The sequence below is a fragment of the Clostridium sp. AM46-21 genome (assembly GCF_003480025.1).
Lineage (GTDB): Bacteria > Bacillota > Clostridia > Lachnospirales > Lachnospiraceae > Coprococcus > Coprococcus ammoniilyticus.
This window is the reverse complement of the sequence record NZ_QUIB01000010.1, coordinates 15,815-26,857: the sequence shown is the minus strand read 5'-3', so window position 1 is coordinate 26,857 and position 11,043 is coordinate 15,815. Positions and strand designations below refer to the sequence as shown.

Sequence of the window (11,043 nt, the reverse complement as noted above, 5' to 3'; positions counted from 1 at the left end):
GCAGGGCACGGTTTACTGTGTCCTGTCATAAATTAATAAGAAGGAAATTGTCTATGAAGAAACTATTGAACAGGTTATTTAGTCGAATGGTAATTACATGTCTGCTGGTAGCGGCACAGTTGATCTTCTTTATGGTAGAAGTATTAAAGCTGCAGCAATACTATGTATTGGTGGCGGCTATTCTGCATTTGTTAAGTTTTATAGCTGTGATGCATCTGTTATTAAAGGATGTGAATCCGTCAATTAAACTGGCATGGATCGTTCCGATCCTGATGTTTCCGGTCCTCGGTGGTCTGCTTTATCTGCTCTATGGACATATCATTATGCCGAAGAAGTTAGAGAAATATATGAAGCATGCGGCAGAATGGGACTACGAGACGGATCTGTATGCAAATATGGCATATTTCAGTGATGTGATAAAGGGGCAGCCGCCATACCGGTTGTTCAAATATACAGAAGATTATGCAGGTTCGCTTGTATATCAGAATACGGATGTCCGGTATTATCCGATGGGGGAAGATGTCTGGCCGGATTTTGTCGATGACCTGAAATCGGCAAAAAAGTATATTTTCCTTGAATATTTCATCATCAATCCGGGCGAAATGTGGAATACGGTGCTTGAGATCTTAAAAGAGAAAGTAAAAGAGGGCGTGGAAGTCCGCCTGATCTATGATGATATCGGCTCAGTCTTTTATGTGCCAAAGTATTACTGGCGTGAGCTGGAGAGCCATGGGATCAAATGTATGGCATTTAATCAGGTGGTACCATTTCTGGCAACGATCTTTAATAACAGGGATCATCGGAAAATCGCGGTTATGGATGGTAAGGTTGCCTATACCGGCGGCTTTAATCTATCCGATGAGTATATAAATAAGAAAGCACCTTATGGCAAATGGAAGGATAATGGTATCCGTATGGAAGGTGATGCTGCATGGCGTTTTACAATCCTGTTTTTACAGCTGTGGAACAGTATCCGAAATGAAGATAAGCATATCTTAAGCTATCGTCCAACAGAGCAGAAGAAGCATTTGAATGATGGATATCTTCAACCATATACGACAAATCCGCTCAAGAAAGAGCCGATTGGCGAGAACATATATATGCAGATGATCAATGACGCAAGAGAGTATGTATATATTTTTACACCATATCTGATCGTATGCAATGAGATGATGACAGCATTAAAGCTTGCGGCAAAGAGAGGCATCGATATCCGAATCGTAACACCGGCTATCCCGGATAAGAAGATGATCTTTCGTATGACACAGTCGAGCTACAAAGAGCTGCTTCGTGCCGGCGTGAAGATCTATCAGTACACACCGGGATTTATCCATTCCAAATGTATCCTGACGGATGATAATCTGACATCAATCGGTTCTATCAATATGGATAACCGAAGTTTTTATCATCATTTTGAATGCGGTGTATTGGTATATGATTCCAGTATCATTGCAGAAGTGAAGTATGATATGCTTTCAACGATGAAGGAATCAGAGGAGATCACGCTGGACTGGTGTAAGGAGCATATGTCCAGAATTACACTGGTGGATGCCTTCCTCAGACTCCTGTCACCATTGCTATAGGAATAAAGGTAAAGAGAGAAAATGACAAAAACAAATAAGAAACAAAAAGCCGGAGATCAAAAGCCGGCTTTTTCAAAAATGAACGATTTTAAAAAAGAAGCGGCATTTCATATTTTTAAAGAAAGCATTACAACGGCATTCCTGCTGTACATGTTTGTTGTTTTTCCATTGGTTCTTCATGATGGATATATGGATATTACGATCACAAAATACAATTTCTTTAAAAATGGAGTATTGATCTATGGGATATTGATGTGTCTGACATTTATACTCGGATTTACGGATCATATGGAAGAGCATACGGATGCTGCAAAAAAACGGGAAGAGGCAGAAATTTTCTGGCGTCGGATATCTGGATGGGAGCCTTTGTGCTGTCAGGCACACTTGCATGGATCATGGCAGATGATAAAATGGCAGCCTACACCGGATCCATGGGAAGACGCTGCGGACTGGAATTTCTGGTGCTTGTGCTTGTGCTTTATATTGGCATTGGAAGCGGATATAAATGGCAGCAGATCCTGGCACCGGTGTTTTCTGTTATCAGTGGACTTGCATTTTTGATGGGAAGCTTACAATACCTGGATATTGATGTGTTTCATCTGTTGTCACATATCAGAGAGGATCAGCAGGCGATGTTTCTGTCCACCTTTGGAAATATTAATATATTTGCTGGCTTTGTCTGTACCAGTGTTGCATTCTTTTCCGGTATGTATCTGATCGAAGAAAAGCGGGCATACCGGATCTGCTATATGGCAGCCCTTTTGTTGGGCGGAGCCGCCTTGATCGCGGCAAATAGTGACAGTGCATATATGGGACTTGCTGCAGCATGGGTGATATTACTCTTTTTCGCATTAAAACGAAGCCTGTTTGCAGAATTTGTAACTGTTTGTACCACCTTTCTTTCCGGTTATACGATCATGGCGTGGATCACGGCAGGAACCGGAAGGGGATATGAGAAGCTGTCCGGTCTGGCGAAGCTGGTGGATGCAAGAGACATATTGACTGTCTGTTGTGTGATCGGTATCTTGTGTGCGATATGGTTATCAAAGAAGAAATATAATACAGGAAGATCCGCATTATCCCGTTTGCTCATAGCAGGGATATTGCTCATAGCAGGGATCACCGTGACAGTTATCGGCTGTATCAACCATTGGGAGATCTTCGTATTTGATGATTTCTGGGGAGATTACAGAGGCTTCATCTGGTCGAGATTATGCCGGATCTATCAGAATCTGCCATTTGTTGATCAGGTATTTGGAAATGGAAATGAAAGCATCTATGCGCTGATGTCTGCCCGGTATTATGATGAGATGCTGGCAGTAACCGGAACGGTTTATGACAGTGCGCATAATGAATATCTGCAGTATCTGGTCACGATGGGAGCTTTTGGCCTGATCACTTATGTAGGGCTGATCATTACTTCGATCCGTAACTGTGTGAAAACCTGGAAGGATGAACCGGTGATGCTTGCGGTTCTGATGCTTATCGTTTCTTATATCACACAGGCGTTCGTCAATGTAGAGCAGCCGATCACGACACCGTTCCTGTTTTTATTTGTGGCGATAGCAGCAGGAATCCGCAGAAACAGTCTGAAAAAAGACGGGAGCAGAACAAAGAAATAGTGGATGGTGGGATTATAAAAGTCCGGACTTGTCAAAGCAGATAGTTTCGTTGTATAATCACAAAGTGTGTGTAGATGAAGCAATGGCTGGAAATTGATCGGAGATATTTTAATTTTAGCGTATGACATCTGACTGATATAATATTCGGCTGGTATGCCATCTGGATACAGAATAAATAAGTAGATAATAATTATGATATAAAAGGTCAGCATCTAAATGGATGCTGCTACAGGAGGAAAAAAATGAGGTTTATGACGAGTTAGTGGCAAGAGGATTAATTGCCCAGACAACAGATGAAGAAGAGATCAAAGAGCTGGTAAATAATGGAAAAGCTGTTTTTTATATAGGATTTGACCCAACTGCAGACAGTCTTCATGTCGGTCATTTCATGGCACTTTGTCTGATGAAGCGTTTACAGATGGCAGGTAATAAGCCGATCGCCCTGATCGGTGGCGGTACAGCTATGATCGGTGATCCGTCCGGACGTACCGATATGAGACAGATGATGACAACAGAAACGATCGCTCATAATGTAGAATGCTTCAAGAAGCAGATGAGCCGTTTTATCGATTTCTCAGAAGGCAAGGCACTTCTTGTAAATAATGCAGACTGGTTACTTGACCTGAACTATGTAGATGTTCTTCGTGAGGTTGGTCCGCATTTCTCAGTCAACAATATGCTTCGTGCAGAGTGCTACAAGCAGAGAATGGAGAAGGGCTTAAGCTTCTTAGAGTTCAACTATATGATCATGCAGAGCTACGATTTCTATGAGTTGTTCCAGAAATACGGCTGTAATATGCAGTTCGGTGGTGATGATCAGTGGAGCAACATGCTTGGTGGTACAGAGCTGATCCGTAGAAAGCTTGGCAAGAATGCATATGCCATGACGATCACCCTGCTTCTGAATTCAGAGGGCAAGAAGATGGGTAAGACGCAGAAGGGTGCTGTATGGCTGGATCCGAACAAGACATCACCATTTGAGTTCTACCAGTACTGGAGAAATGTTGCAGATGCCGATGTATTAAAATGTATCCGTATGCTGACCTTCCTTCCACTGGAAGAGATCGACAAGATGGACAGCTGGGAAGGAAGCCAGTTAAATACAGCAAAAGAGATCCTTGCATTTGAACTTACAAAGCTGGTTCATGGCGAAGAAGAAGCAGTAAAGGCACAGGAGAGTGCAAGAGCATTATTCTCCAAGGGTGTTGCTGCTGATATGCCATCTGTTACATTATCAGCCGATGATTTCAAGGATGGTGCGATTGATATCGTATCCGTACTTGTAAAGTCCGGTCTGGTATCCTCCAGAAATGAAGGAAGACGTGCGGTAGAGCAGGGCGGAGTTGCAGTTGATGGTGATAAGATACCTGATATCTCAGTTACAATTCCGGAAGAGAAGTTTGATGGAGACGGAATCGTTGTAAGACGTGGTAAGAAGAATTTCCGTAAGATAAGTAAATAACAGATTCGAAAGAATAATAAAATAAACATAATAAAAACTCCGGTTATCTGGAATTAGGATTCTAATTTTGATGATCGGAGTTTTGTTATTGTTATTATGATGTAAATTATGCAGAAAAAAAGCAGAAATGTCAGTTGTACATGTCATTTATGCATGATAAAACGTAGAATTGACAATCTACGTTTTTTTTAGTCTGTTTTATGGTATTCTAATTTCCGGATATTAGCGGTGTTTTGTGTAAGCCTCCATCAGACTGAGCATAACATGCTGGTCTTCAAGGGATAAGGATGAATAAAGAGCATTCAGTTTCGATTGATTATAGCTTTCAGAATGTTGATTGTATTCAAGAATATCAGAAAAAGTACAATCCAGATATTCGGTGATATTTGCAAGTGTATCCAGACTCACTTTGCAGATACCACGTTCAAGTTGACTGATAAAACCTACAGACAGATTAAGGTCTTCCGCCATCTGTTCCTGGGTGACATCTTTCATTTTTCTGCGTATTTTTATGCGTGATCCTATAATTTTATAATTCAGTGTCATGATGGTATTCCTTTTCTTTTTAAGTATTTTCTAATAAATATTAAAAAAGAAACAGATAGTGACACTTCTATTATATGTAAAAACTAACAATAATACTGCATATATCTAAGAAATATACTAAAATTTACAAGTGGCATTCAAATGAGAGGGAAGTGTTATACAAATGAAAATTGGTATATGTGATTCATCTATGCATGAAGTGGAAGCTGTGAAGGATTTTATAGAATCCCGTATGGATCTGGATAATGTAGAGTTTGAATTGTATCTGCCGGAAGAAGCGTCTATAGATGTAGAAGAAAGTACCTTTTCCTGTGATATATTTATTACGGAGATCGTATTTGACAATCTGCACTATAACGGGATCTGTCTGGCCAGAGCCATCAATCGTTCTGTTCCAAATTGCAAGATTATATTTTATGCGGACCATATTCCGGATGGCTGGGATATCTATGACGTGGAGCACTGCAATTGTGTTATGAAGCGAAACCGGGATATCAAGCTGGTGCATGCCGTTGATACGGCGATCAAGCGCCTGAATATGAGCAAAAGTAATTTTATCCGGGTCTGCTATGGGAAAACGATCAATATTTTTTCAGCTTCGGAGATCATCTGTATTCACAGAGATGATCGTCTCACCAGATACTGTACAACAAGAGGTGATTATGTGCAGTATATTACGCTGACAAATGCTTTGAAAAATCTTCCGAAGATATTTGTCCGTGTAAACAGTAATTGTATTATCAACCGTCAGCACGTCAAGCATTATTCCAGATCAACCGTAACTCTGGATAATGGAGAAGTCGTAAAGATCGGAAGACCATACAAAGAAGAAGTTTTTTCATAAAAATAGAATGATTCTCTCTGTTTTGCAGATACTAGTTCGTATGAATGTATCTGTGAAACAGGGAGATTTTTTATATGAAAGATAAAATATTTGGAATATTACAACGGGTTGGTCGGTCGTTTATGCTTCCGATTGCGATCCTGCCGGTGGCAGGACTGCTGCTTGGAATCGGAAGCTCATTTACCAATGAAACCATGCTTGAAACATATGGCTGATGCGGATCCTTGGGCCGGGAACGATATTTGCTGCTGTATTTGAGGTAATGAGTGAGGCAGGAAATGTGGTATTTGCCAATTTGCCAATCCTGTTTGCCATGGGCGTGGCGATCGGTATGGCAAAAAAGGAGAAGGAAGTTGCTGCGCTATCAGCGGCTATTGCATTCTTTATCATGCATGCATCAATCAGTGCGCTGATCACGATAAATGGTGGTACGGAAGCAATGCTTGCAGGGGCGGTTGTTTCTGTCTGCGGTATCACATCTTTGCAAATGGGTGTATTTGGCGGTATCCTGGTAGGACTTGGTGTGGCTGCCCTGCATAACCGCTTTTATAAGATTGAACTGCCGCAGGTGTTGTCTTTCTTTGGTGGTTCCAGATTCGTTCCGATCATATCAGCATTGGTATATACCGGAGTTGGTATTTTGATGTTCTTTATCTGGCCGGCAATCCAGAAAGGCATCTATACCGTAGGTGATCTGGTTTTAAATTCCGGCTATGCAGGAACCTGGGTATATGGATTTATGGAACGTCTTCTGATACCATTTGGCCTGCATCATGTGTTCTATCTGCCATTCTGGCAGACTGCGGTCGGAGGAACGCTGGAGGTTGGTGGGCGTGTTGTAGAAGGAGCACAGAATATCTTCTTTGCACAGCTTGCAGATCCATCCGTTACAAAGTATGCGGTATCAGCCACCAGATTTATGTCCGGTAAATTCCCGCTTATGATATTTGGTCTGCCGGGAGCTGCTCTTGCTATGTATAAAACAGCAGCACCGGAGAAACGGAAGGCAGCAGGCGGACTGCTTCTTTCCGCAGCCCTTACAGCCATGATCACAGGTATTACAGAGCCGCTGGAATTCACATTTTTATTTGTTGCACCGGCTCTGTATGGAATCCATTGTATTCTGGCAGGCTTTGCCTATATGCTGATGCATGTATTTGAAGTCGGTGTGGGAATGACCTTCTCCGGAGGACTGATCGATCTTACCCTGTTCGGCATCATGCAGGGAAATGCAAAGACGAACTGGATCTGGATCGTCATTGTTGGTATCGGTTATTTTATCGTATATTATGTATTGTTCTATTATCTGATCCGGCGGTTTGATCTGAAAACACCGGGTAGAGATAACAATGACGAAGTGAAATTATATCGTCGGAGTGATATGGATGCCAGAAAGCATGGAGAAAATGCCGGAGAGCAGGGATCAGACAATGACCGGAATACGGATGTTTTCCGGAATCACGGCCCACAGATGGAGACTTCCAGACTGATCTGTGAAGGACTTGGTGGCAAAGCAAATATATCGGATGTTGACTGCTGTGCAACCAGACTGCGTTGTACGGTATATGATGCAGCTCTTGTAAAAGAAGATATTCTCCGGGCAAGCGGAGCATCCGGCGTGGTGAAAAAAGGATATGGCGTACAGGTCATCTATGGCCCGAAGGTGTCTGTGATCAAATCCAATCTGGAAGATTATCTGGAGGGGTATGATGAGAAAGCGGTTATTGCAGTATCTATATTGAGTCCGGTTACAGGAGAGGTTTTTGAATTATCAAGTGTGCCGGATGAGGCATTTTCCAGTGGAATGATGGGCGATGGAATCGCTGTATTGCCAACGGATCCTGAAATAACCGCGCCTGTTGCCGGAACGATTGCCTTTGTCTTCGACACGAAGCATGCCATAGGGCTGGTAACGGAACAGGGAATCGGTGTGATGATCCATATTGGAATCGATACGGTAAAGCTAAATGGCAAAGGTTTTGACGTACTGGTTGAGACCGGACAGATAGTGTCTGCCGGACAGCCGGTCATGCGGCTGGCTCTTCCTTATCTGAAGAAGCATGCGCCATCCTTAATATCCCCTGTCATTATAACAGAGCTCCCGGATGGCTATAAACTGCGTCCGGTAAAGACCGGAAAGGTGAAGAATGGCGAGGAGCTCCTGGTTGTGGAGAAGGGATAGGATAAATAGAAATGACAGAAGGATTTCCACTTGTGGAAATCCTTTTGTGAATATATTATAATAATAAATAGATTAAAGGCAACAAAGGTGGAAGGATAAATGGCAGGAAAAAAACTGGATGAACAGATGGAAAAGACAATACGGAATAATTACAGACGATTGACAGGCTGTCTGATCGACCGGAAAATGACGATCACAACCATGGAAAGTATCACCTGCGGGCAGATTGCTTCCCTAATCACAGATACTGAAGGGGCATCTGCAATATTAAAAGGAGCATTTGTAACCTATTCCAACGAAGCAAAGATCATGCAGGGTGTTCCGGAAGCGGTGATAGAAACTTGTGGTGTCTATTCCAAAGAAACAGCGCGGGCAATGGCAGAAGCCTGTAAGCAGGCATATCGTGCAGATATCGGCATCGGTATTACCGGGACAACGGGAAATATTGATCCAAACAATCAGGATAGTGTACCGGGAGAAGTATATTATGCAGTGGCTGTTTCTGACACGATCATCGATGGCTATTTCCAGATGGGAGAACAGGATTCCAGACTGTATTATAAACTTTATGCCGCGGAGAAGGTGGCAGAAACGCTTGGGGATGTGCTTGGGGTTGAAATGGAAGCGGTTCTTGCCTGATGGTGTGACGAATATATTGTTGGAGAAATATACAAGATATGGGGGATGAAAATATGAAAAAGAAATTAATGGGGTTGATTGTATGTTTAATAGGATTTGGAATGGGCTTCCTGTCCTTACTGTATTCCAATGAGACTGTGCGATCCCTTGAAGAATGCACACGAAAAGTAGTTAATCCAAGCATAAAAGATAAAAAGGACTGGATATTTTCCTCAATTGGGAATATAGGAATTGTGCTATTGATCGTTGCTGTAATAACAGCAATTGTGCTGGCGGTTATTCGTTTTTTTGCTAACTCAAAATGTATGCAGTCGGCAATCACAATAGGACAGCTTGTAACAGATGCCATTTTATCGTTGTATATTACAGAGGTAATTATATATTACCGCAATCAGTTGCAGCAGGAACGTTTTTATACAACAATGGGAGATTCTGTACATATTGGAGTGTATATATTAGAATATGCGGTATTCTATATTTGTATATCCATCTTGTTCAACCGATCTGTTGAAAAAATAATACGAAAGCCTAAAAAGGACTGCAGACTATCCATATGGCAGGTAAAGAATGAACAGGAATTTATGGAAATAAAGGAACTGGTACATAGGGAACATTTTAACGATTGTTATGGATATATGAAATATCGTGAGGAACCGTTGGCTTCGATGCAGTTTTATGTGATCAGTGAGATGAACTGGTCAGGGAATCAGGAAGTAGCACAGTGGAAGTATTATTCAAATGGTGACTTTATAGATCTGGATGATACAGAACTCAGAACCAAACTGCTGGTAGCAAAAAATGCTGAAAATATAAACTGGCAGTTATAAGATAAAGAAACGAGGGTAAAAAGGATGAAAAAAAAGCAGGATTTATAGTATTAAGTATGGCACTGGCAGGCAGCCTCATGGGATGCAGTTTTTCCTTAAAAAAAGATTCTGATGGCAGCAGCAAAAAGACCGAAACAACCGTGGCAGAAGAAACCGGAAAAACGGATGAAACAGCCGGTATGGATACAGGTTCTGACACGGAAACATCAGAGGAGGCTTCTTCTGCAGCAGGATCAGATGGCAAGGCAGCCGCACTTCCGGAAGAAAAAGAAGTGGGATTTGGAACCGGTGAAATGCCGGAAGAGTATTCAGATCACATGGTTGTTGATTCGAAAATGTCCGGGAAAGTGCAGACGAAAGATGGTGAGGTTGTATACCATTTACCATACATAGATTATGACAGTACCGCCTGTGAAAATGTAAATACACAGATAGAGAAGCTCGGAAATGATTATATGGCAAAAGCGGGAGCCGAATATACAGATTGTATTGCTATTGGATATGAGTGGTCTGTTTATCAGGATTTGTTGTCGGTAGTTGTGCGGGTGGATTTTGATGCAAATGAATATACAGATTTTTATGTATATACGATCGATCTTCGTAAAGATGTACTTCTTTCAAAGGATGATGTGTTGGCTTATCTGGATATTGATGAAAATTCATATGAAAAAAACGTTCAGGATGCAATGGATAGTTGTTTTACCAATACATATAAGGATATGGAAGGAACGGATTCTTTTCTGAAAGAAACTTATAACTGGACGATTGCTTTATCCAATGTGCGGGATGCGGTACCATATGTAGATGAGGATGGCGAGTTGTGCGTAGTTGGCAAGATATATTCTGTTGCAGGACCATCCTATTATCCACGTCAGTTAAGTGTGGACAATCTGGAGGATGAATGTGAATATAGCGGTAGAGCGTATGAGTCGTTTTATTATAATCCAACATCAGAAGATGATTCTTCCGATGACTACATTCTTCCATATAGTGACAGTGAATATCTGACAGAGGATGATCTGGATGGATTAACACCGGATGAGATCCGTCTGGCATGTAACGAACTGTATGCCCGTCATGGAAGAAAGTTCAAAGACGCCGATTATCAGGCATATTTCAATTCCAAAAGCTGGTATCATGGAACGGTTGAGCCGGATGATTTTGACGACACAGCAGTATTTAATCAATATGAGCTTGCAAACCGGGATTTCATTATAGAGTATGAGAAGGAGAAAGGGTATAAGTAAGATAGAGATATAAGATTATAGAGAAAAAGAACCTGCTATGATTTCGTCAGTGTGATGAAAGTCATAGCAGGTTCTTTTTTGTCGAAAATGC

General features: G+C 41.7%; 8 protein-coding genes and 1 pseudogene. 8 read left to right on the top strand and 1 reads right to left on the bottom strand.

Features of this window, described 5'->3' with window-relative positions; translation table 11 throughout:
• Positions 1–53 precede the first annotated feature (53 nt).
• The 3 genes from cls to tyrS all read left to right on the top strand — a co-directional run bounded on the left by cls (position 54) and on the right by tyrS (position 4,667).
• Positions 54–1,583, top strand: coding sequence for a cardiolipin synthase (cls, locus tag DW959_RS08120; protein ID WP_118615854.1), 1,530 nt, complete (start codon positions 54–56; stop codon positions 1,581–1,583).
• 356 nt (positions 1,584–1,939) lie between these two features.
• Positions 1,940–3,205 (top strand): O-antigen ligase family protein, encoded by a 1,266-nt coding sequence (locus tag DW959_RS08115; protein WP_147353075.1) that lies wholly within the window; start codon positions 1,940–1,942, stop codon positions 3,203–3,205.
• Positions 3,206–3,425: 220 nt separating this feature from the next.
• The gene (gene tyrS, locus DW959_RS08110; RefSeq protein WP_118615850.1) at positions 3,426–4,667 is read left to right on the top strand and encodes a tyrosine--tRNA ligase; all 1,242 of its coding nucleotides are present in this window, start codon (positions 3,426–3,428) and stop codon (positions 4,665–4,667) included.
• Between the two features lie 222 nt (positions 4,668–4,889).
• On the opposite strand, the gene DW959_RS08105 is transcribed toward tyrS, so the two are convergent.
• Entirely contained in the window at positions 4,890–5,213 is a 324-nt protein-coding gene (locus DW959_RS08105; RefSeq protein WP_117808395.1) for a helix-turn-helix transcriptional regulator, read from the bottom strand.
• Between the two features lie 163 nt (positions 5,214–5,376).
• Here DW959_RS08105 and DW959_RS08100 point away from each other — a divergent pair, with 163 nt between their 5' ends.
• From DW959_RS08100 to DW959_RS08080, 5 genes and pseudogenes are all read left to right on the top strand, one after another.
• Positions 5,377–6,057: a LytTR family DNA-binding domain-containing protein gene (locus DW959_RS08100; protein ID WP_117808394.1), complete on the top strand. Its 681-nt coding sequence runs from the start codon at positions 5,377–5,379 to the stop codon at positions 6,055–6,057.
• Positions 6,058–6,131: 74 nt separating this feature from the next.
• Positions 6,132–8,239 (top strand): annotated as a pseudogene (locus DW959_RS08095) (glucose PTS transporter subunit IIA).
• Positions 8,240–8,338: 99 nt separating this feature from the next.
• Positions 8,339–8,878 carry a CinA family protein gene (locus DW959_RS08090; protein WP_117823538.1) on the top strand — a complete coding sequence of 180 codons (540 nt, stop codon included), beginning with the start codon at positions 8,339–8,341 and terminating at the stop codon, positions 8,876–8,878.
• A gap of 53 nt (positions 8,879–8,931) precedes the next feature.
• Positions 8,932–9,705 carry a hypothetical protein gene (locus DW959_RS08085; RefSeq protein WP_147340254.1) on the top strand — a complete coding sequence of 258 codons (774 nt, stop codon included), beginning with the start codon at positions 8,932–8,934 and terminating at the stop codon, positions 9,703–9,705.
• A 77-nt stretch (positions 9,706–9,782) separates the two neighbouring features.
• The gene (locus DW959_RS08080) at positions 9,783–10,952 is read left to right on the top strand and encodes a YARHG domain-containing protein (RefSeq protein ID WP_182430068.1); all 1,170 of its coding nucleotides are present in this window, start codon (positions 9,783–9,785) and stop codon (positions 10,950–10,952) included.
• Positions 10,953–11,043 lie beyond the last annotated feature (91 nt).

Bases quoted from the DNA above. Each gene is read 5' to 3' on its own strand.
- cls (WP_118615854.1), top strand. From the start codon at position 54: ATGAAGAAACTATTGAACAGGTTATTTAGTCGAATGGTAATTACATGT.
- DW959_RS08115 (WP_147353075.1), top strand. From the start codon at position 1,940: ATGGGAGCCTTTGTGCTGTCAGGCACACTTGCATGGATCATGGCAGAT.
- tyrS (WP_118615850.1), top strand. From the start codon at position 3,426: ATGCTGCTACAGGAGGAAAAAAATGAGGTTTATGACGAGTTAGTGGCA.
- DW959_RS08105 (WP_117808395.1), bottom strand. From the start codon at position 5,213: ATGACACTGAATTATAAAATTATAGGATCACGCATAAAAATACGCAGA.
- DW959_RS08100 (WP_117808394.1), top strand. From the start codon at position 5,377: ATGAAAATTGGTATATGTGATTCATCTATGCATGAAGTGGAAGCTGTG.
- DW959_RS08090 (WP_117823538.1), top strand. From the start codon at position 8,339: ATGGCAGGAAAAAAACTGGATGAACAGATGGAAAAGACAATACGGAAT.
- DW959_RS08085 (WP_147340254.1), top strand. From the start codon at position 8,932: ATGAAAAAGAAATTAATGGGGTTGATTGTATGTTTAATAGGATTTGGA.
- DW959_RS08080 (WP_182430068.1), top strand. From the start codon at position 9,783: ATGGGATGCAGTTTTTCCTTAAAAAAAGATTCTGATGGCAGCAGCAAA.